At 42.4% G+C, this 23451-nt stretch carries 16 protein-coding genes; 8 read left to right on the top strand and 8 right to left on the bottom strand.

Going from position 1 to position 23451, the window contains the following annotated elements:
• Positions 1-9: 9 nt before the first annotated feature.
• The 4 genes from DUL71_RS08455 to DUL71_RS08440 form a co-directional block, all read right to left on the bottom strand.
• Positions 10-3504 carry a TonB-dependent receptor gene (locus DUL71_RS08455; protein ID WP_114937695.1) on the bottom strand — a complete coding sequence of 1165 codons (3495 nt, stop codon included), beginning with the start codon at positions 3502-3504 and terminating at the stop codon, positions 10-12.
• Between the two features lie 229 nt (positions 3505-3733).
• Entirely contained in the window at positions 3734-4879 is a 1146-nt protein-coding gene (locus DUL71_RS08450) for a FecR family protein (protein ID WP_114937694.1), read from the bottom strand.
• Between the two features lie 36 nt (positions 4880-4915).
• Positions 4916-5446 (bottom strand): RNA polymerase sigma factor, encoded by a 531-nt coding sequence (locus tag DUL71_RS08445; RefSeq protein ID WP_114937693.1) that lies wholly within the window; start codon positions 5444-5446, stop codon positions 4916-4918.
• Between the two features lie 370 nt (positions 5447-5816).
• Positions 5817-8828 carry a glycosyl hydrolase gene (locus tag DUL71_RS08440; RefSeq protein WP_114937692.1) on the bottom strand — a complete coding sequence of 1004 codons (3012 nt, stop codon included), beginning with the start codon at positions 8826-8828 and terminating at the stop codon, positions 5817-5819.
• A gap of 167 nt (positions 8829-8995) precedes the next feature.
• Here DUL71_RS08440 and DUL71_RS08435 point away from each other — a divergent pair, with 167 nt between their 5' ends.
• Both DUL71_RS08435 and DUL71_RS08430 read left to right on the top strand, forming a co-directional pair.
• Positions 8996-9391: a hypothetical protein gene (locus tag DUL71_RS08435; protein WP_146749952.1), complete on the top strand. Its 396-nt coding sequence runs from the start codon at positions 8996-8998 to the stop codon at positions 9389-9391.
• 4 nt (positions 9392-9395) lie between these two features.
• The gene (locus DUL71_RS08430; RefSeq protein ID WP_114937691.1) at positions 9396-9905 is read left to right on the top strand and encodes a class I SAM-dependent methyltransferase; all 510 of its coding nucleotides are present in this window, start codon (positions 9396-9398) and stop codon (positions 9903-9905) included.
• Between the two features lie 20 nt (positions 9906-9925).
• Here the strand turns inward: DUL71_RS08430 and DUL71_RS08425 are convergent, their stop codons facing one another.
• Positions 9926-11773 (bottom strand): right-handed parallel beta-helix repeat-containing protein, encoded by a 1848-nt coding sequence (locus tag DUL71_RS08425; RefSeq protein ID WP_161964400.1) that lies wholly within the window; start codon positions 11771-11773, stop codon positions 9926-9928.
• 86 nt (positions 11774-11859) lie between these two features.
• Positions 11860-12447 carry an RNA polymerase sigma-70 factor gene (locus DUL71_RS08420; protein WP_114937689.1) on the bottom strand — a complete coding sequence of 196 codons (588 nt, stop codon included), beginning with the start codon at positions 12445-12447 and terminating at the stop codon, positions 11860-11862.
• A 156-nt stretch (positions 12448-12603) separates the two neighbouring features.
• On the opposite strand from DUL71_RS08420, the gene DUL71_RS08415 reads away from it, so the two are divergent.
• The 3 genes from DUL71_RS08415 (at position 12604) to DUL71_RS08405 (ending at position 18728) form a co-directional block, all read left to right on the top strand.
• A complete protein-coding gene (locus DUL71_RS08415) occupies positions 12604-13746 on the top strand; it encodes a FecR family protein (RefSeq protein ID WP_114937688.1) in 1143 nt (380 codons plus the stop codon).
• A 187-nt stretch (positions 13747-13933) separates the two neighbouring features.
• Positions 13934-17233, top strand: a complete 3300-nt coding sequence (locus tag DUL71_RS08410) for a TonB-dependent receptor (RefSeq protein WP_161964399.1) — start codon at positions 13934-13936, stop codon at positions 17231-17233.
• A gap of 10 nt (positions 17234-17243) precedes the next feature.
• A complete protein-coding gene (locus DUL71_RS08405; protein ID WP_161964398.1) occupies positions 17244-18728 on the top strand; it encodes a RagB/SusD family nutrient uptake outer membrane protein in 1485 nt (494 codons plus the stop codon).
• A 96-nt stretch (positions 18729-18824) separates the two neighbouring features.
• Here DUL71_RS08405 and DUL71_RS08400 read toward each other — a convergent pair whose 3' ends face one another.
• On the bottom strand, positions 18825-19541 hold the full coding sequence (locus DUL71_RS08400) for a ThuA domain-containing protein (RefSeq protein WP_114938500.1): 717 nt from the start codon (positions 19539-19541) through the stop codon (positions 18825-18827).
• Between the two features lie 107 nt (positions 19542-19648).
• On the bottom strand, positions 19649-21358 hold the full coding sequence (locus DUL71_RS08395; RefSeq protein ID WP_114937685.1) for a GMC oxidoreductase: 1710 nt from the start codon (positions 21356-21358) through the stop codon (positions 19649-19651).
• Positions 21359-21495: 137 nt separating this feature from the next.
• On the opposite strand from DUL71_RS08395, the gene DUL71_RS08390 reads away from it, so the two are divergent.
• The 3 genes from DUL71_RS08390 to DUL71_RS08380 all read left to right on the top strand — a co-directional run bounded on the left by DUL71_RS08390 (position 21496) and on the right by DUL71_RS08380 (position 23224).
• Entirely contained in the window at positions 21496-22392 is an 897-nt protein-coding gene (locus DUL71_RS08390) for an MOSC domain-containing protein (protein WP_244228723.1), read from the top strand.
• Positions 22389-22664, top strand: coding sequence for an Rdx family protein (locus DUL71_RS08385; protein ID WP_114937684.1), 276 nt, complete (start codon positions 22389-22391; stop codon positions 22662-22664). Before DUL71_RS08390 ends, DUL71_RS08385 begins: the two co-directional genes overlap by 4 nt.
• Before the next feature lie 125 nt (positions 22665-22789).
• The gene (locus DUL71_RS08380) at positions 22790-23224 is read left to right on the top strand and encodes an RrF2 family transcriptional regulator (protein WP_112566532.1); all 435 of its coding nucleotides are present in this window, start codon (positions 22790-22792) and stop codon (positions 23222-23224) included.
• Positions 23225-23451 lie beyond the last annotated feature (227 nt).

The raw sequence follows: 23451 nt of genomic DNA, 5'->3' as shown, positions 1-23451 counted from the left end.
TGAAAGCTTTTAAAATTCTACCCTTAGGCCCACGTTAAATACTTTTTGAATTGGGTAGCCCAATCCTGATGTTCCCATTTCCGGGTCCCAAAGTTTAAAGCTGCTTAAGGTCAGCAGGTTCAAACCATTCAGGTAGATACGCGCACTATTTAAGTGGAGGCCTTTAAGCTGGCTTTTGTTGAAATTGTAACCCAACTCTGCTGATTTAAGGCGAACGAAGGAGCCGTTACGCAACCACCATGTTGAAGTTTGGGTATTATTGCCCTGTATCTGGGTGCTTAGGCGGGGCCAAAAAGCGTACGGGTTACGGTTATCTTCCGACCAGTGGTCCTTAGCTATGGTGCTTAACAGGCCACTTTGGTTGCCAGAATTAAGTCCGTTGGTTTGCAAGCCATTTATCAGGTAAAAAGGCGAAATATCTGCAGAATTAATCACAAAAGATGAGCGTGCAGAACCCTGAAAAAATGCACTGATATCGAAGTTTTTATAGCCAAAAGAAAAGCCGAAACCATAGATAATCTCCGGCACAATCGGGTAGCCGATAGGTACAACATCCGAGCTGGATATTTTGCCATCACCATTCATGTCGCGGTATTTGATATCACCGGCTTTGTAGTCGCCAAAGCTTTGCACCGGCGAGTTGGCAACATCTTTATCATCAATAAATAAGCGCTCGGCAATAAGACCGTAGATCTGGCTTAAAGAGTTGCCAACTTTGCTCAGGTATTTAAGATTATCGCCATAAATAGGCTCCTCATTTTTTAACAATTTACTTTTAGAGTAAGTAAGCGTACCGCGTGATTGAACCCAAAAGGAGTTGTTGAAGCTCTTTTTATAATCCATAGCAATATCAATACCCTTGCTTGATGACTTACCGGCGTTTGATGATATATTGGCTTGTAAACCCATTGAAGTTGGTATGGTACTGCGCACCATCAGGATATTATCGCGCTTTTGCTGATAGGCATCTACGGTTAAGGTAAAGTTTTTAGCCACCGTTAAATCCATACCAATATTGGTTTGCCTTGATTGTTCCCAGGTGATATTCTGGTTTTCGTAACGATAGGTTACTACACCTGGCCTGCTGTAGTTATAATTAGTACCGAACTGGCCATTTGAACCATTGTTTAAGTTAACATCCGACAGATAAAAGAAACGGTCTGTAGCTGAACCTATCTGGTCGTTACCCACTAAACCATAGGTAAACCTAAATTTCAAGTTATCGATGGTTGACAGTAAAGGCTCAAAAAATTTCTCATTTGAAACAACCCAACCCGCGCCTACAGAAGGGAAGAAACCAAAACGGTGGTTGCTTGCAAAACGCTCAGAACCGTTATAGCCGAAGTTGAATTCAACCAGGTAACGGTTATCATAGCCATAGGTAAACCTGCCGGATACACCCTGGTTGCGCGATGGCAGCGACAGTTGAAGTGTTGGCGCATTGCCGGTAAGAAAATTACGCATAGTACCAATCAGCAACCCGCTAACCGCATGCTTTTGGGCGAATGTGCGGTTGTAGTTTACTGCAGTTTCGATGTAGGTAATGGAGTTGGAAATATTTGCCGCCGGGTTTTGATTGTAAGTGAGATATTCGGTTGGCGTTGGACCTATACTTCCCGATGAGCCGTCGTTAAGCAGCGTTAACCCATTGAATTGCCCGTTAAGTATATTTGACTGGTAGTAATAAGGACTATACTGGCGCGAAACTGTGAAGTAAGAATATCGTGTGGTATACGCCATGGCACGTGCCGACAGGCCCTGAGTAATAAAATCAAGCTTTTGGCTTAAATTTAATTGCGCGGTTAAAGTACTTGTATTTGAACTTTGAAAACCAGACAAAGACTGAGCATAAGGGTTTACGTACAATCCGCCGCTTGGGATAATGGCATTACCAAAAAGCGGGTGATTTACATAAGGAAGCAAATTGCCTGGGTAAATGGCCGGAAACGCAACCGGGTTGCTCCAAAGGGCATTCAAGAAAGTAAAACCGCCGCCGCCAACAGGCCCATGATAGCTATCAAACTGACCTTTTAAACTTACAACAGCCTCGGTGGTCTTTGTAAGATTTAAAGTGGTATTTGATAAAATAGAATAAGATTGCAGTTTAATGTTATTGCTAAAATTATTCAGGCTGTTTTCGGCAAGGTTACCATTATCTATGTTATAGGTCATGGCCAGATAGTACTTGGCCTTTTCCGAACCACCGCTGGCGTTCATGTTGAAGCGTTGATTGCTGGTTTTGTTCTTTATCAACTGTTTGATCCAGTTGTTATTAGGGTAAAGCAGCGGATCATCGCCTTTCGCTGTATGATCTATTTTGTTTTGAGAGTAAGGTAAAGCACCAAGGGGATTACGGGTTAACACAGCTTCGTTGGCCAATGTCATGTAGGTGATATTGTCGGCGAGGTCGATGTTTTTAATATTTGACGAAGTTGAATTTTCACCGCGAATATTAAACTTAACAGCGCCAACATCACCACGCTTTGTAGTTACCAGGATTACGCCATTGGCCCCCCTTGCACCATATAGTGATGAAGCGGTAGCATCCTTTAGTACCGAAAAACCCGAGATATCATCCGGCTGAAGTCTTGCAAGGTCGGTAGTACCTGATTCTATACCGTCGATCAATATCAAGGGATCAACTTTACCGGCACCAAAGGTCCCCACGCCCCTGATAAAGAACTGGGCATTATCAGCACCCGGTTCACCGCTTCGCTGATAGGAGATCATGCCGGGCACAACACCCGCAAGCATGGTAGTAAGGTTACTTGACGGACCTTTGAGCTGTTTAGGGTTTACTGTGGTGATAGAGCTTACCAGACTTGTTTTTTTCTGGGTACCGTAAGCAACAACTGCAACTTCTTCAAGCGCGTTTCTGTCAGCCCCTATTTGTACGTCAATTTTGTAGACACCGGCTGCAGATAAGGGGTAGTTTGAAAGATCAAACTCCTGGGATTTTGAACCTACAAATGAAAAAACAATGATTGAACTCCCTCCTTCTTTTAAATTGAGCGTATACCGGCCATCCACGTCAGATTGTGTGCCATTCATAGTGCCTTTAACTTTAACACTTACGCCCGGTAAGGAGAGGCCTTTATCATCGGTGACAACGCCCTGCACCTTTTTGGGAATAACAGCTTTTGCCGGTTCTTTTTTCTGTGGGGCTACAACGGGTACAGGTTCATTTTTTTCAATTACGATGAGCTGATCACGCACTACATAATTGAGATCTTTCCCTTTCAAAAGCACACCGAATACTTCTTTTAACTCGGCTTTCTTAAAATCTACAGAAACAAGCTCTTTGTCATTCAACAAATTGTTGCTGTAAAAAACAGTCAGACCAGTTTGCTTTTTGATTGATTTGAATATTTCGGCTAAACTGACGTTAGCCTTTTTGAGTGTTATTGGCCCCGTTGCCTGTGCCTGAACAGCGCTGTACCGGGTTACCAATAAAAGAAAAATAAAGGGCAGTATAAGCCGCCGGCTGAATAAAATTCTCTCCATATTATTGGGTTTATGATTTGGTTTTCTTTAAGACCGCATCCTGATGAAACGGGTGAACGGGAACAGGAAAAAATGTATTTTTTTAATTACATAAGATTCAATTAGCAATAAATCAATGAGTTACAGTTAAGTGAAATTCAATTATTTAGGCAAGGATTTCTCAATCTGGTTAAAAACCAGGCATTAAGCACTACAGAAAACAACTGTTGGATTAGCTGAGGCTGCTAAACTACCTGATGTGCAAAACTCCTTCCCTCAAAACGGCGTTAACACCGGCAGATGCCTTGATATTCTGTATAAAAACATCAACCGGTTTATTCTTTTGGATAGCACCGCTAAATGCTTCATCGGCTTTGGCAGGATCATCAAAAACAACTTTGACATCAAACCACCGAAGCAGTACATCGCTTATATCATGAAGTTTAGTATCGTGGAAATAATAGATATCATTCATCCAGGCCAGTTCAATCGCAGGATCAAACGTTTGCGAGATAAATCCCGTAACCGGTGTGTAAACAGCCTGATAACCCGGCCGCAGAAGCATTTTTCGTTTACCCTGCCCGCTTGTTGAAACCAAACCCTCAACTAATGATGTCACTATTTTATTGGCCTGGTAAGTGTTTACATTAAACTCGGTGCCTAAAACCCTTACATCAGTTTGGTCTGTATGTACAATGAATGGTTGGGCGGCGTTTTTTGCTACTTTAAAAAAGGCCTCACCGGTTAAATACACCTCCCTCGTTTTACCTGAAAATGCAAAAGGAAAGCGCAGGCTTGATATTGAATTTAACCAAACCTCAGTGCCATCTGAAAGCACTATCCGGTAATTTAATTTTGACGGAATAACAAGCGTACTCCATTCAGCCGTTTTATTGTTATCAAGCTGATAGCTTAAGCCGTTAGTGCCTTTCTTTAAATGCGCGAAAGGTACACTGATCACCTTTTTGCTTGTATCCGAAAGATCGATATGTTGTCCGTTCGCCATCCGGAGCTCGATGGCCGGGGCCTTGGTATCCTTTTTTGCAGCAACCGTCTCATTGTCGGGCATTTTTCGCCAGTAATACCCGGCAGTAAAAGCAATACATAACAAAGCAGCCATAGATAGCCATTTTGTGATTTGTATGCGACGGGTGTTGATAGGCTTAGCCTGTTTTATTTCGGGCTCAATTTTATCCCAGGCTTTGTTTTCATCTATGTTGTCAAAAAAGTTTTGAGCCTTGTCTGAAGATAATTTCTGCTGCATTTCATCCCAAAGTTGTTTAACCCTTGGATCATTTTGTATAGCCTCGTTAAGCAAATGGTTTTCTTCCTCACTTATCGTGCCCGCTATTTGCTCAATTATTAGTTCCTGAAAATACGCTTTATTGTATGTCATTATTTGTAAGACCTCATTATGGATAAATGGGTGAACTTATTTGGCACTTTTTAACCCCTCTTTTAAAGTTTTTATGGCCAGTTTCAAGTGAGTTTTCAATGAATTTATGCTGATTCCCATTTCAAAGGCTGCATCCTTATATTTTTTATTTTCATAGTGCACCAGGGTAAAAGCCTGCATCCGCTGTATTGACAGATCAGCCAGCATTTTCTCCGGATAAATTTCGGGTGCAGGCGTTTCTTCCTCCTCTACCTCGGTAAGTGTGTATTTATAGTCAACCAATTTCTTTTGCGTGCGTGTTTCGCTTTCAACTTTTTTCAGGCAACGGTTACGTATTGCCGTAGTTAGATATGCTTTTAATGACGAATTAATATTGGTAAATAATTGCTTTTCCCAAAGATCAACAAAAAAACCCTGAACAGTGTCCTCAGCTTCCATTTCGTCCTGTAAAATGTAAAAGGCTGATACATTAAGCAACTTGTAGTATTTTTTAAATACTGCTTCAAAGGCCTCCTTGTCCCCTGCCTTTAATTGCTCAATAAGTTGAGAATCGTTCAAAATTTCCATGAATTGGTCTTAATCGGTTTATAACTAAATAGGTTGGACTATCTAAAGAAAGCTAAATGTAAAAACTTTTATTGTCAAAACAACAATTATTAAAAAATTATTAGAAATCTCTGTATCTATCAAATAAAGGGTAGCTGACCAATTAATTTAGCTGTATTTTGCCCATGCGCAGGGTAAGACTATAGCGCAAAACGAAGTAAAAACTCACGCTTGTAAAATAATACAGCGTTTAGATGTAGATACATAAAAAGCAATCGATTCCGCAATTAATTAATGTAATAAAAACAATTAAATATTTTAATATAGTTCTCAGGCTTATTCAGATTTGAAAGGAGAGTATCAATGCTGACGAGCCCATTTTATTTAATTATCAGAAGTCGCTTTGCTGAATGGTAACGGGGCCAATTAAACCCGATTTTAATAATGGAGAGTCTTTTGTGTAGAATTTATGAGTAGTAAATGTAAACCGTTTGCTTTTCCTGGGCGTGCCCTTTATTAACCATTCTGGCCATGTATTATCGTTCTGAATCCCGTCGTCAGGCAACTTTTCGTCGCCAATTAACCTGTTAGGCCAGAGGTTTGCCACTTCTATTTCCAATTGGTTATATCTTTTTAAATCAGCGGCGCTAATGTCGATGCGCCAGGGTGCTGTCCATAGTAGGCCTACAATCTTTCCATTTACCTTTACCCTTGCCATATTGTTTACTTCACCAAGATCCAGGCTGATTTTTTTGTTTTTTTGCTGCAATATGCTCGCGGGCAACTCAAATGTTTTATGATATTGTGCGATGCCCGAATAGTATTTGATGCCATTTTCAGGACGTAGGGTCCAATCTTTTAGCTCGTCAAACTTAACAGATTTAGGCCCTCCCCATTTAGGGTCAAAACTTACCTGCCACGGTCCGCTTAACGCCTTTATCGTTTTGTATTCGGCAAAATTTTCATGGTTCGCAGCAGCAGAAACAGCCTTTGCGAACACCAAAAAATAACTTTGATATGGTTCAAATTTTAACGGCACGGCAATCAGTTCGCCATTTCTTGAGTATTCAGGAAGTACCCTAAGCTTAGCTGTCATAGGGTCCCAAAGTTGTATAGTGCTGTTAGTACTTCGGAATGTTGCAGTGGTAGCAACCTGCTGATCAGTTCTGTTAGATACAAAATATACATCATCATCGCCAACAACACGATGAGTATATCTCAATTGCCCGTTGGCAGTGAAATCCTGTTGAATATTCATTTTCTTCAGGATGCTGGCAGTAAGATCATATACCGGGTAGAGATCGTCGACATTTTTAGTCAAATCACCTCCCCATATCAATATTCCTTTTCCAAACCGACGTTCTGTCTGGCGATCTTGTTCCTGCAAAGTACCCCACAGTTTTTTGGCCATATCCGTAAGTTGTTCATCACACGTAGGATAGTTGGAAAGGCCCGGAGATTTTAAAGGAGGGGAACCAACAACCACCGCACCTTGATTTACCAATTCGGTAATTTTTTGCAACAGCGCCGGTGTCATGGTTTTTACAGCCGGTAAAACCAGCAACTTGTAACTTGCACCTCCAGGAAACACGATATGCCTATTTCGGACACTAGCCTTATACAGTTGGCCCGGCGAACAGCCATCAAAATTATAGCCTTTTCTGTCGGGCAGTACAGCATCTCCATCCAGCGCTGATGATGGCGGCCTGAAAACGTGCGGAGAACCCTCGGGAGTAAGATAGAGTACATCTGCCACCGCCCGTCCCTGCTGCAACAGATATTGGCAGCGCGATATATAGTCATGATATCCGCTTACCATTGGCCACCAGGTTTGATTTCTGTCCCAATGCACGCCGTAAGGCCCCATGGTGGCACCCGGCTTCAAAGAATCGGCCAGGAACTGATTTTGGAAAGTGTGGTAAACAAAACGGTTAATGCCGGCAGCAAACGCCCAATCGCCCTGGTTTTTCATCGACCCAGGGTATTGTTTCCACATATCATCCTGAGCTGTAAAAGCCTCCGCCGGAATTAATGATTTTCCATTTACATGCCCTACAGAAGTAGCTTCCATACAACTGAACGATGAATTAAAGCCATATCCCTTGCTCCAGAACTCGCACATAGGAACATCGGCGATATTACCTAATTCAAGATCTGCCGTCGGGTTCATATCATAAGGTTCGATCGATAATTTCAACCCGAGCTTGTGTGCATACTGCTTCACGTAACCTGCGTGATTTTCCAAAACAAGTTCCTGCGATGTTTGCCGCAGGTCCCACAAAAAACGTTCGCTTACTTCATTACTTTCAACAACATTGCCGGCATAAACAGGGTAATAAGGTAGAGGATCGTAACCTCTTCGTTTTATAAATTCGGCCCTGAAATTTGCCGTCCAGTTTTGTGCCCCCATCTCCCAACTGTCAATATGCAATCTTTTTAAGCCTCCCGGTGAAGCAACATCTGGCTTTCCGGTTTTATGCAGTAATTTACCAATATAATTTCCCAGATGAGCGCTCAGTGCAACTGTATCAAATTTGTCGGCTTCAAAGCCCAGACCGGGCACAGGTGCCGGACGGGTAATAGCACCATTGTTCCGTTTGCCGAAGCGCATAATTGTCCAATTTCCATTTGGAACGCTCCAATTAAGTGTACCATCGGCCTGTAACTTATCGGTCAAATCAATGATCTTACTTTTATCGATTACAGCATTTTTGGCCACTTCCGGATATGTGGCCAGGTATGGAAGATATTGTTTTACACCTTTTACTGATGAATAAGGAGCCCGATAATACAATGCTTTTTCATCTATATCAGTTAATTTGGCCGGGGTTTCAATCGGTGTAGGATAAGCTATTACGGCAACGTCCTCGTAAAAGTCATTCCATAGTTTTTTTAATTCAGGTGTAAATGCACCTTCACCAAAATAAGGAGTTTTTGGTTGCGGAAGAGGCAATTTTATTGGTTGTGCTGTTCCGCCAGTAATATTTACCGTACTGCTTACCAAATGCTGCATTGATTGAGATATGGGCACCCAGGGGCCGCCGCTACCAGTCCACCCCGGCCCTATGCCAAGAGTTATTTCAATACCCAGGCGCTTGGCTTCCTTTACTGCGTGAGCAAACATATTTTGCCATTCCTCGCTTAAAAAATCAACAGGGCCACGAGGGATGCCAACGTTTACTTCTAAAAAAATAAGATTGCTGATGCCCGCTTTCTTCATAGACTCCAAATCGGACGTAATTGATTTGGCCGACATATTGCCATCCATAAAATACCAATAGACACCCGGTTTCGCGCTATCTGGCGGATTAAGAAAGCCCGCCTTTAATTTGCTCACCTGCGCCTGGGACGCAAACTGAAAACACAAAAGGCCTATAATACAGATGACTAAAGGTTTGTACATTAAAAAAGGTAAATAAACTATGCGTAACTCAAATTTATCCTAATTACGTTTCATCTAACAGCACTTATTTGACATTTGATTTATAATTTTTGATTTGACAAAAGCCCAAAAAACCAGCCGCATTTCCTACTTGATTTAATCAATTTTTTGTTTTTAATTTTGTATCGATGATGAACAGCTTACAATTTAAACTTCATAACGGGCAGCTTGAAGAGCTAAGGGATGAACCTGCAAGCTTATTAAAGTTCCTGAATGTTTTATTTGAGCCTTTTTCAGCAAATTACGAACAGCTTAAATATGCGCTTGAGCGTGAGTTCAGACCCGAGGGATCGCCCGAGGTGCTCCGTTTAAATTTTGACCGGATCAAATTTGATCAGCAGGCAGGCCATGGAAGTTTCCGCATTGTATTGGATGTCAATTACTCCTTTGGTTGCGAAGACGTTGTAACCTACAAAAAAGATCAGACCTCGGAATGGACTTTTATTGTTGATCATAAGCTATTGATTGCAAGCTTTTTCAGTTCGCCATACATCGATAGCCGTTCAACTGCCGACGAATTTTAGTTGCATGCAACAAACTGAAGCTATTACGCTGATTCAAAAAGGCATAACAAGCGCTCTTCCTCAGCATTGGGCCGATCTGGGCTGCGGTAGCGGTACATTTACTATTGCCCTCGCAAGCCTTCTCCCTCGGGAAAGTCACGTTACTGCTATCGACAAAAGCAACCAATATTTGCCGGCCCTCAATAATGGCATCAAAATAGATTTCAGCAAAGCCGACTTTGTAAATGAGTCAATAGTTGTCGGCCCGTTAGACGGTATCCTGATGGCAAACTCTTTTCATTTTGCAGCAAACAAAACCAAACTGACCAACCAGTTAGAACATACCTTTAAAGGTAATCCCCGGTTCCTGATTGTAGAATATGATGCCACTAAAGCCAATCCATGGGTTCCGTATCCTATATCCTATCAAAAACTAAATCACGAATTTAGTCTGTTGGGATATAGAGTAGATAAGTTGGCAGAAATGCCCTCAAGATTTGGAGGCGTAATTTATTCTGCGCTTGCTTTCAAATAAGAACTTTTTGCCCTAAGGTTCTATCGATTTGTGACCCGGTTATTATTTATTTTAACGTCCTTACAATCCTTTAAGCTTATCAACTTATTGATGTCTTTAATATTGCCTGATGAAGTTATCTGATTACCGGTGATCCTTATTCCGCCGCCACTTGAAGCATCAAAAAAGCGGGTACCTTTCAATGTGACTTTATTATCTATTATTTTAATACCTATGTGCACAGGACTCGGTGAGGTCACCTTGTTTTCCGGCAATAAACCGATCACTGGCCCACCGCACTCGTAAAAAGCGTTGTTTTTAATAGTAACATCCTTTACCGCGCCCGATTCATACCAACTTGAAGCATCGTCGTTAATCATGATGGCGCTGTTATGAGTACGGTTTATGGTGTTGTTTTCAATAAGCACCTTTCTTCTTGTGGTAACCAGGATCCCCCTTGTCGGAATCTTTTCAATGGTATTGTTATGAACCCAAACTTCGGGAGTGGCCGTAATATTTTCAACTACATCACCGGTTTCCATTGCAGTCGGTAATGGCTTACTCAGGGTTAGCAGAAACTCTTTATTATTCAGTTTTTTGACATTCGTTAGCTTGTTGCTTTGATAAGTAAGTAAACTTGCCGGATGTACAAGGCCAATGCTGTCAACGGTCGAAAAGGCGTCGAAGCCATAAGTTTGATCGTGCATAAACTTCACTTTAACCTGTGTTGGCGAAAGCTTTTCGGTTATCTTTAAAAAAGTGCCGTGTACATTAATGGCATCATCATTGGCGGCCGACAGGTATGAATTGGCAATTTCTATTTTGCCACTACAGCCCGAAAAATGTAAGATATCCGCCCACGCCGCAGAGGTACGGCCATCTCTGGCCTTTACTATGACATGATTAAAATTTAAGTCTTTACTAAACTGGCTTACCACGCCCATGCCATGCATAAAGTAAATACGGATATGATCTAAATTTACATTGGCGCTTTTTTGTATAAATAAACCAACACAATCACGTGTAACATCCCGGTTTTGATATATCATGCCTTTTTTAAACCCCGGGTTCTTTTTAAAGAATATCCGAATCTGATGTGCATTCAGGGTGACATATTTCAGGTTTTGCTGCGGAATATCCAGTCTTTCCAGCATGCGTGTTGCGGGATCATATTGCTGCCAGTATGAATCGGGCTGATAACGCCAGCCCTCGCCTATCCAGGTTAATGTACTATCCTTAATGCTATATTCTGATTCGCTGTTAACTATAACATCTGCATGGTTTTCTGTTAACGCCGTGATCTTGAATTCTGAGACCGTTGGCCGGCGATAATCGAAATTTAAACCACTCAACCTGATATTGTTACTATGATTAATAAAGGTTTCGATCATTTTACCCCTTAGATTAATCAGCGAGGTGCTACCTGCTATGTTTACAAACCGACTGCTATCAACCATCAGTGCAATTGCTTTTAATCCATACGGAACATCATTGGTATTAGAGATCTGAAGCTGTGTTTTGAAAGCACCGTCGGGAAAAAAATCATATTTACCGGTAGCGAAAGTGATGGTAACAGGCTGTTCCTTAGTTCCATGTGCTACAATTGACAGCGTTTCGTGAAATTGCCCTGGTGTTAATACTTTTACTTGATCACCTGCCGATAAAATAAGCTTATTAACGTCTTTGAACGTTTTCCAGGGCTTTGTAATGCTGAGTCCTGCATTGCTGTCATTGCCCTTAACGGGATCGATGTAATATGTTTTATGCCCGGGAGAAACATGTCTGGCCGACAGGGCTAAATATTCAACAGGCTTATCTTGAGCTTTTAACAAATGACATATCATTAACAAGCCCGAAAGCAACAGGCATTTTACTGTAAAGTTTCTCATGGTATATATCAGGTTACTAATATATAGTGTAGATGTCATAACATTTACACACAGCCTTCACAAAATAAAATTGTGGCTTAGTTTGCCTACAGGATAAAAATAAAAAGAAGGGATACCGCTGCACCGCTAAAATGAGGGTACAATGATCTCAGGAACTTCAGCGCGATGGTAATCTGGTTTTCTACCGTACGCTTGGAAATATTCAACCTTTCCGCTATCTCATCGTTACTCAGGTTCTCTACCCGGCTAAGCCAGAAAATTTCCTGGCAGCGGCGCGGTAATTGTTTAAGTACGTTAGTCAGCTCAGTTTGCAAGTCTTCATAACCAAGCTTAACATCTGCCTCACTAACTAAGGCAAGCGTTGGCTGCTCCGGTATCTGCTCGTAAAATTCAACCTTTTCAGCAGCTATTGTCCGAAGCTGTTTATATACGTGATACCTTGCGGTTACCAATATATACTTCTGAAAATCTACGATCTTTGAGCTATGTCTTTTTTGCCACAGAGCTACAAAAACATCGTGAACAATCTCCTCGGCCACGATATCATCTTTCAAATACTTTTTAGCCGTTTTATAAAGTTTATGCCAATACCTATTGTACAGGACTACAAAAGCCCTGGAACTATCTGAGACGACGGCCTCCCATAATTCGTTGTCAGTAAGTTTATTGGTCATGATTGGTGCAATAAAAGTAGAAATTATTTACCATTTGTAACCGCAGCTGTTACATAAATTTAAATTGATACTTTTTTTTTCGAATGTATGTGTGTTAGCGCTTTTAGAAGCACACTATATATATAATGGCCCCAATCTCATACGGCCTAACCAATAATGACAACCGAAGAATACATCAAACTGTACGAAAAGTTTAATGCCGGACAATGTACCCCTGAGGAGGAAAAACGCCTTATGGAATTTGAGGATGACTTCAGGTTTCATGAAACTGAAAGCAGTTTACCTCTTAATACTGAAAGCAGGCAGAAACGTTCGGCAATATATGCGCGCATCCGTGCGACGTTAAATCCTAAAGTTCAAAACAAAAACTATCGCAGGATGTGGGGTTGGGCGGCCGCTGCTGCGGTTATCCTGCTGGTTTCAGCCATCTTTATTTTCCAGGCCAAACAACCGCAAAATAATATTGCAGCCAGCAAACCACCTGTTAAGGCAATAAAGCCCGGCAGAAATACTGCTATCCTGACGCTCGCCAACGGATCAAACATAACGCTGGACGATGCCAAAAATGGTGTTTTAGCCAAATCGGGCAAAACATCGGTTAAAAAACTGACCAACGGACTTATAGCTTACAGCAATGAAGGTTCGGCACAACCCGCAGGCGAACCGGCGAAAAATGTGGTAACGGTACCAAGAGGCGGAAAATATTCTATACAGCTGCCCGATGGTACCATGGTTTGGCTTAACTCATCATCGTCTTTATCATATCCCGTGGCATTTACCGGGGCCGACAGAAGCGTAAGCCTAACCGGAGAAGCTTATTTTGAGGTGACCAAAAACAAACATCTGCCTTTTATAGTGCATGCCAATGGTGCTAACATAAAAGTGTTGGGTACTCATTTTAACGTTACAGCGTACGAAGACGAAAAAGACATAAAAGCAACTTTGCTTGAAGGTTCGGTAAGCCTATCTAATAATAAATCATCCACATTATTGGTACCCGGTCAGCAAGGCATTGCCGGGCCCGATCAACAGATTACCACCAAAACGGTAAATGTAAACCAGGTTATTGCCTGGAAAACTGGTTATTTTATTTTCAGGGATGATGATATCCAGAGCATCATGAGGAAGATCTCACGCTGGTACGATGTTGAAGTTGAATACCAGGGTAACGTTACGCGCAAAACCTTCGGCGGAATATACTCCATGAATAAAGATATCAACGAGTTATTGAAAGGACTTGAATTAACTGGATTAATACACTTTAAAATTGAAGAAAGGAGGATAATCGTAATGAATTAACGAGTACTTACGATTATCTGGTAAAAGACCGGAGGCGTTGGCCCGCCCCCGGTGTAGTGCCAGGTAATCAATGATCAATTGAGCGACAACCAATTATTAATTAAAACCTAACATTCAAATGTATAAAATATTTACTGAATCAAAGTTCAGGCGGCATCACTATGCCCTGCTCAAAATTATCCGGATTATGAAATTATCGTGTGCCCTGATTATGCTGGTCATAATGCAGGTGAGTGCCACTACTTACGCGCAGAAGGTAAGCGTTGATGTAAAACGAGTGCCGCTTGAAGATGTGCTTTTTAATTTACAGCAACAAAGCGGTTACGATTTTATTTACAGCGCCGACCTTCTGAAAAATACGGCTCCTGTATCACTCTCAGTCAAAAACACCAGTATTGATAAAGCGCTGGATAAGCTTTTTGCCGATTTGCCGCTAATGTATCTCATCAACAAAAAAACCATAACTATAAAAATAAGGCCCGAGCCCGAAGCTCCTGTGACTATCCCGGTAAAAGGTAAAATTGTTGATGAAAAAGGTTTGGCAATACCGGGAGTCAATATACAGATAAAGGGTAGCACTACCGGTACCACCAGTAAAAGCGATGGCACTTATAATATCAGTGTGCCAGATGGCAATGCTGTGTTAGTTTTCAGCTTTGTAGGTTTCGTAAAACAGGAAATATCGGTAGGCAATAAAACTGATATCAATGTTACCCTGATTGAAGATAAAAAAGCCCTTACCGAAGTTGTTGTTACCGGTTACAGTACGCAAAGCAAACACACGTTAACCAGTGCCATCGTATCAGTTAAAGGCGAAGATATGACTAAACGTGTCGCGACCGACCCTACGTCGCTTTTGCAGGGTCAGTTACCTGGCCTTTCGGTAATACAAAACTCTGCCGAACCCGGTAACGAAAACGTACAACTGCGTATTCGCGGATTAGGTACCTTTAGCGCTGCCAGTAACAACCCTTTGGTTATTATTGACGGCATTCCCGGCGATCTTAGTGTGATTAATCCTAATGACATCGAATCTGCGACAGTGCTTAAAGATGCTGCTGCCGCTACCATTTATGGTTCACGCGGTGCGAATGGTGTATTGGTGATTAAAACCAAAAAAGGCAAAGGCTCTGGTGGTCTCGCATTAAGTTATAATTACAATATCGGGTTTGCTACACCCACACGGCTTCCCAAACTGATCACCAATTCTGCTACCTATATGGAATTGTTAAACGAAGCTGAAGCAAATTCAGGTAACGCGCCTATTTATACCCAGGCACAAATCGACTTGTATAAAAACGCTACCGATCGGGTGAAATATCCAAATCACGACTGGCTGAAGGATATGTTCAGGACAGCTACTGTACAAAACCATTACCTTAACCTGGGCGGCGGTAATGACAATACTACCTATAGTATCGGTTTAGGTTTGACCAATCAGCCGGGAACTATGCGCGGTTTCGACTATAAAAAGTACACGCTTGATGTGGGTTTAAATTCAAAAGTCAATAAGCGCGTAACATTAGGAACCAATTTCCAGTTTCGTTATGGCGATCGTAGTTACCCGTTTGATAATGCAACAGACCTTTATATTTCAACGCTTGCCCAATCGCCGCTATATCCGGCTCAAACACAGGATGGTTTATGGATCACCAAAGCTTATGATAAGGAACTCGGCAATAAAAACCCAGTGTTGTCGTCAACCATATTAACCCATAATCCTAACTATTACGGGCAGGGCAATATCTCTCTTGATGTACAAATCTTTGATGCCCTAAAATGGGAAAACCGGGCCGGCGTAAGCTTCAACCTTCAAAAGTATAAAACCTTTGCCCCTGTTATTCCTCAATACCTGTACAGTGATCTTTCCTACTATCGCAACGCCGATGTGGGTACGCCGGGCCTTACCGCGACAGAACAGGATGAATCGCATTCAACAATTTATAGCCAGTTGAACTTTCATAAACTATTTGGCAAACATGATCTTACTGTATTGGGTGGTGCGCAGCAGGAAGTTGATCATTTCAGTAACCTCGGCGCTTTCCGTACCAATTATCCGACAAATGATCTGGAAGAAATAGACGCCGGGTCATTAAATGGCCTAAAGAACAACGGTACATCAGGACAATGGGCTATCAGTTCGTTTTATGGTAACGCCAACTACAACTATGATGACAAGTACCTTTTAGGCGCCAGTATGCGCTATGACGGTACTTCACGTTTACCAAGTAACAGTCGCTGGGGATTATATGAATCTTTCTCTGCCGGATGGAGGATCTCAAAGGAAAACTTCTTAAAAGATGTATCATGGATAAACGATCTGAAGATCCGGGGATCATGGGGAAGGCTTGGTAACCAAAACATTGGTAATTATCCATATCAGCCTACACTGGTACAAAGCGTATACGCGTTTAATGGTACCATATCCAATGGTTTTCAGGCTAATCAACTCATCGACCCTGCACTTACCTGGGAATCAACCCGCATGACAGATATTGGTCTTGACCTCGTTGCCTTAAACAACAAACTAACCTTCACTTTTGACTGGTTTAACAAATACACCTACGATATTCTAAGGAATTCGCAGGTGCCGTTGGCCTTAGGGGTAAACGCGCCTACAGTAAACAATGGCGCGGTAAGCAACAAGGGTATAGAGTTTAGTCTGCATTATCAGGATCACCCATCTGAGAAATTCAGCTACTATGCTACTGCCAACTTCCAACTTTATCGTAATAAGGTACTTTCTTTTGGTGCCCCTGAAGTTGGCGGCCCGGATCAGCAAACTATTATGCAGAACGGCTACCCTATCAACTCGTTTTACCTGTATACCATGCAGGGTATTTTCCAAAGCCAGGCCGAGATCAATAGTGCACCCGATCAGTCGAGCCTTGGCGGTGTACCTACCCCGGGCGATATCAGGTACAAGGATATCAATGGCGATGGTAAAGTAGATGCCAACGACCGCAGCATTATCCCTGGTCAGTACCCTAAGTTTGAGTACTCGTATACCATGGGCGCAACCTGGGGCAATTTTGACGCAAGCGTGCAGCTTTATGGCTCATACGGTAATAAGCTTTACCTGTACAAATGGGGCGTTGATCCTTTTGCGCAAGGTGCTATGCCTACTACCGATTGGCTGAACCGCTGGACACCGCAAAATCCGTCAACCACTATGCCTAAAATTTACATGGGTTTTTATGGCTACCCTAAAATCACCAGTGTACAGTCAACTTATCACCTGTACGCAGCAAGTTTTATGCGGATCAAGAATGTGCAGGTGGGTTATACCTTTCCGCAAAACATGATCAAAGGTGTTAAAACGCTTCGTGTTTTCGGTTCGGTTGATAACCTTGCCCTGTTTACGCCATTGAAGCAAGGAGCCGACCCGGAAAGGCAAGACATCAATTACAGGCCCGATGCCTGGTATGGCTTTGCAGGTTATCCGCAAAACAGAACTTTCACATTTGGCGCATCTGTTCAATTTTAATTTGTTAGCAATGAAAAAATATATCATCATATTTATAGCAGCGTTAGCAGGTTTTACTTCATGTAAAAAACTTGATGTAACGCCTCCCGATAAATTATCAAACCTCACTTTCTGGAAAACTCCTGCCGACGCAGACCTAGCGCTCACCGGCGTATACGGCACCCTTTACGCAAGAAGCGGGCAAATCTCTACCTATGCCCCAATGTGGTACGAGAATTTCAGCGATAACACTTATACACAAAACAACCAGGCCGGCGCGCAACAGGCATTAGTTGCTGGTCTTAATCCATCAAGCGGTGGATTTGTAGCCGATGGAAGCAACAGCCTTTATATCAATGCCTATAAAAGTGTAGCGGCATGTAACACTTTTTTGGCCAACGTTGATAAAGTACTTACAGGCGATAAGCTCACACAATACAAAGGTGAAGTTTACTTTATCCGCGCCTTCAATTACTTTTTATTAGCCGAAACTTATGGAAACGTACCATTATTGACGGCCGATCCTATCACCTCGGATTTTAAACAAAAGGTAAGCAAGTCATCGAGGGCGGATGTTTTAAAACTGATTGAGAGTGATCTTAACAACGCTATCTCTGGATTACCTAATCAGAAATTCAACACTGGGCATGCAGTTAAAGGCTCTGCCCAGGGGCTGATGACACGGGTTTTACTATTTGAAAAGAAATATGCCGATGCCGCAGCGATGGCAAAGTCTATCATAGATGGAGGTCTTTTTTCACTCAATAGCAATTATCCTTCAAACTTTTACAAGCCCGATCAGCAAAGCAGTCCCGAAATTATGTTTTCGGTACAATATAGTGCACCTACCATTCCGCATCCCGACGCGCTTACCATGATATTGATATTGCCGGGATATGTTGACTTGCAGGGTACTCAGGATATGATCAATGAATACGAGGCTAATGATCCGCGCGAAAAAATGACTTTCTTTTTTCCTGGTGATACACCGGCACAAGGATGGCCTTACCCCGGCACCGTTGGCAAGCCCGGTGTTAACAACTGGACTGCCGGATTTTACCCGTCAAAAAAATGGCTCGATCCTAAGATCGTCAATCCACAGCCTGGCTTGCTTGATGATCAGGATTATGTATGGATAAGGTTTGCCGATGTTAAACTGATGTATGCCGAAGCACAAAACGAGGCTGTAGGCCCCGATGCAAGTGTCTACAAACAAATCAACGAGGTAAGGGCTCGTCCGGGTGTAAATATGCCTGCGCTTGTTACCGGTTTATCTCAGGTTGATATGAGGGCGAAGATAAGACATGAGCGCCGTGTAGAATTAGCATTAGAAGGCTTCCGTTATTTTGATATGCGCCGCTGGGGCATTGCCAAAGATAAGTTGAACGGGTTTATTCAAAATCCGCTGATCCCGGCGACAAAAACCATTTATAAAGACAATTTTGATTTTTGGCCACTGCCACAATCAGAAGTTGACAGAAATGCTCCTGCGTTGATCCAGAATGATGGATATTAATAAAGGAGCGGTAATAAAAAACGCCTTACGGTTAAATCCGTAAGGCGTTTTTTATTACTGTTAATTCTTGAATCCCGAAAATTCTGATTCAGGCAATTACTTCTTCCATCCCATCGCGTACTTGATTCCGCCAAGCAAATGTTTCAAATATAACGGATTGGCGTATGATTCATCTGTGTGGCCTAATTCTGTATAAAAGGCCCTTCCCCCGTCAAAGTTATGATACCATGCCATTGGGTGGTTGTCGCCGTTTTCGCCGCCGGTGTAGCTTTTTTCATCTATCTTGATCAATACGTGTAGGTCGTCACCTATCCATTTATAGTTATACCATTCGTCCCAGCGTTTCCAGGTTTGCGGCAAATGTTTGGTTGCAATGAAATTACGGTCAACTACGTTTAAAGTAGCATCCTGTTGTTTGGGGTGACTTTTAAAATAAGCGCCAACCAGTTTACCATACCATGGCCAGTCATATTCAGTATCTGTAGCAGCATGTACGCCAACAAAGCCTCCACCGCCTTTAATATATTGTTCAAAAGCTGTTTGTTGCGTATCGTTCAAGACGTCGCCGGTGGTACTTAAAAATATCACAGCCTTGTACTGCTTCAGGTTGCTTGCAGTAAATTTTGTGGCATCGGTGGTGCTATCCACGTCAAAATTGTTTTCCTGACCTAATTTCATAATGGCAGGTACCCCTACCGCTATAGAGTTATGATGAAAGCCGGCCGTTTTGCAAAATACAAGTACTTTGTCCTTTGCAATTACCTGGCTTATAGATGCGCCTATCAACAGGCATATGGTGATTAGTTTTTTCATTTTTTGTACTTTTTTCAGTGATTGGTTGATTGGGTTGATTAAGTGAGTAGTTGATTGAGGGAATAAAATGGAGTCACTCCCCAATCAACTACTCACCGCTCACCAAATTATATATTCCCTTTTTTTAATTCGTCTACAGCGAAATGAGCGGCACGGGCCGTCATAGCCATATACGTTAATGACGGATTTTGACAAGCCGACGAGGTCATAGCGGCGCCATCGGTAACGAAAACGTTTTTGGCATCCCAAACCTGGTTATTGCCATTAAGCACCGAGGTTTTAGGATCACGGCCCATGCGTGCTGTACCCATCTCGTGGATGCCATCGCCAACATGATGACCGCGGTCGTGTGTTTCAATGTTTTTCACACCGGCACTTTCCAGCATAGCTTTGGCTTCTTTAATGATATCAACCCGCATTTTCTTTTCGTTATCCTTTATCTCCGCGTCCATCGCTAATATTGGTAACCCCCATTTATCCTTACGTGTTTTATCAAGGGTGATTTTATTTTCGTGATAAGGCAGCAACTCGCCAAAGCCACCAATGCCAATTGTCCACGGACCTGGTTCGGTAAGCGCGTCCTTGTATTGGGCTCCAATATTGTATTCGGCAATTTCGCGGTTCCAGCCCATACGGCTTGCCGCGCCCTGGTAACCGAAGCCACGCAGGTAATCGCGTTTATCACCAAACAGGTTGGCGAAACGCACAACATAAATACCATTTGCCCGGCGACCATAATAATATTTATCCTCAAAGCCATCAACCAGCCCGCTGGCACCAAGGTTATAATGATGATCCATAATATTGTGACCAAGCTCGCCGCTACTGCTGCCCAAGCCATCGGGCCAAATATCTGTAGCCGAATTCATCAATACCCAGGCACTATTGAGGGCCGAGGCATTAACGAAAACTATTTTTGAATAATACTCATAGGTTTGGTTGGTTTCCGCATCAAGCACTTCAACTCCTTTGGCCTTTTTCGTGTCTTTATCATATAGTATTTTAGTAACTATAGAATACGGCCTTACCGTTAAGTTCCCGGTAGCCAAAGCAGCGGGCAATGTTGATGATTGCGTACTGAAGTATCCACCAAAAGGGCAGCCCTCCCAGCACCTGTTCCTGAACTGGCAGGCCGTACGTCCCGGAATGGCGGCTGTTAAGTTAGCCGAACGACCAATGATCATGTGCCTGGTGCCATTATAATTTTTCTTGATGCGTGCAGCTACATCCTTTTCAACCACGTTCATATCCATTGGCGGTAAATAATGACCGTCGGGCAATTGTGGCAAGCCTTCCAAAGAGCCGCTGATCCCTGCAAACTTTTCTACATGATCGTACCATGGTGCAAGATCTTTATAACGAATAGGCCAATCAATAGCCCAGCCATCTTTAGCGTTAGCTTCAAAATCAAAATCACTCCAGCGGTAACTCTGCCTTCCCCACAAAATAGAACGGCCGCCAAGCTGGTATGAACGCCACCAGTTAAAAGGCTTGATCTCGGTATATGGAGCGGCTTGCTCGTCGGTCCAATAATCCATGATAGGTTCTGTAGCGCCCCAGCCACGGGAAATTACCGGGCGTTGTTTACGCTCGGCCTGGGTTGGCCTTCCGGCATGATGAAAGTCCCAGGGATCCTTGCCTGCAGTTTTGTAATCTTTGATGTGCTCAAAGTTGCGGCCCCGTTCAAGCATAATAGTTTTTAAACCGAGTTCGCTTAATTCTTTAGCTGCCCAGCCTCCGCTGATACCCGAGCCTATTACAATAGCATCATAAGTATTGCCAGCCTTGGCCTTGCCGTTTATGTTACTTAATGGCATAGTTTATAAATTGGTTTTGAAATTGGATGAAACAAGTATATCAATTAAAATTAATTATTGCAATCGATTGTCGAATTTATGAACCATGATTTTAGGATTGATGGATTACTTTGATCGTAGTATCCGATTTAAGTATCATGAAATCCTCAAATCCTAAAAATCATGGTTCTTTTATTTATTTTTACACCATGCTCCAGGTAAGTGAACTATTTATCTACCCCATCAAATCCCTTGGCGGTATTTCTGTACAAAGCGCTGTAGTTACCACACGTGGCCTACAGTATGACAGGCGCTGGATGCTGGTTAATGAACATGGCCTTTTTATAACCCAGCGAGAGTTTCCGCAAATGGCTTTATTAAAGGCGAGGGTTGAGCCCAATGGTATCGCCGTTGATCATCATTCAAAATCAACATTATTGATCCCCTTTGATTGTGAGCGGAAGCCATTACAGCAATTTGCCGTTTGGGATGACACCTGCATGGGCCAGTATGTGAATGATGAATTTGACCAATGGTTTAGCGACGCGTTTAATATGAAATGCCGCCTGGTTTATATGCCCGATGACAGCGAGCGTGAAGTTGATCAACGCTATGCCAAACCAGGCATGATCACTTCATTTGCCGATGCTTATCCTTTTTTACTGATTGGGCAATCATCATTAGATGATCTTAATACCCGGATGGCACAGCCCCTGCCCATGAACCGTTTCCGGCCCAATATCGTTTTTACCGGCGGTAATGCTTACAGCGAAGATTTGATGAACCAGATAAACATAGCCGGCATTACTTTTTACGGCGCCAAGCTTTGTGCCCGATGTGTGCTCACTACCATAGATCAGCAAACTGCTGTAAAGGCGAAAGAGCCGCTTAAAACCCTGGCATCATATCGTATGAAAAACAACAAGATCATGTTCGGGCAAAACCTGGTACACGAAAACACCGGGACAATCACCGTTGGCGATGAACTTAAAGTATTGAGCATTCACCAGGATGAGCGCTTTATTATTCCTCAAAAACCAAGCTTAACTACATGAAACCAACTATAACTATTGAATACTGCCCCAAATGTAACTGGATGATGCGCGCGGCTTATATGGCGCAGGAACTGCTTACTACTTTTACCGATGATTTAAACGGCATTACCCTAAAACCAAGTGAAGTAAGCGGGCGGTACACCATAAGTGTTGATGAAGAAACCTTATTTGACCGCAAGCGCGACGGTCATTTTCCAGAGATCAAAGAGCTAAAAAAAGCTGTTCGCAACAGGGTAAACCCTGAGAAAAGTCTCGGTCATTCAGATCGTTAGCAATTGCGATTTTAATAAAATAAAGTCTGTATAAAATATCCTTTCTATATAATCTATAATATTACTCGAAAAAATAGTTAATTTAGTAATATCTTTATTTAACTTTGTAAGTTTTATTATAGAAAATGCTTTCGAAAAAAACTAAGTATGCTATAAAAGCATTGGTTGTGCTGGGCAAAAACATGGATCAGCCACCTATGCAAATATCAAAAATCGCCGAGCTCGAGCGAATTCCGAAAAAATTCCTTGAGCAAATCCTGCTCGATCTGCGTAACGCGGGTTTCTTATACAGTAAAAAAGGTGCCGGTGGCGGCTACAGCCTCAACCGGGATCCGAAAGAAATTTTCCTGGTAAGTATCATGCGTATCACTGATGGCCCTATCGCCATGGTGCCTTGCGCAAGCTTAAATTTTTACCACAAATGTGATGAGTGCCATCAGGAAAGCACTTGCGGCATAAGGGATGTGTTTGTTGATGTAAGAGATGCCACACTTAAAATATTAAGCGAAACCAGTATCGCTGATATCATCAAACGCGAAACTACTCTCATCAGCGTTTAAATTTCAAAATTTCATAAAACTGTCATAACGCAGTTTTTTTTAATTAAATGCTACCTTTTCCGTATACTATATATATATTTGGGAAATGAATCGTGAGAGCATTATTACTACAACCTTTAACCAACAGAACTGTTGCTACATGTGCAACGGTAAAGCGAGGCTGTAAACGTAATATTTAACCATATCTGCCTCTTTCGCCACAGCTAAAGAGGCTTTTTTATAAAAGA

The sequence above is a fragment of the Mucilaginibacter endophyticus genome (genome assembly GCF_003351025.1).
Taxonomy (GTDB): domain Bacteria; phylum Bacteroidota; class Bacteroidia; order Sphingobacteriales; family Sphingobacteriaceae; genus Mucilaginibacter; species Mucilaginibacter endophyticus.
Note: the sequence above shows the minus strand (reverse complement) of the source record. Positions and strands in the feature narration are given on the sequence as shown.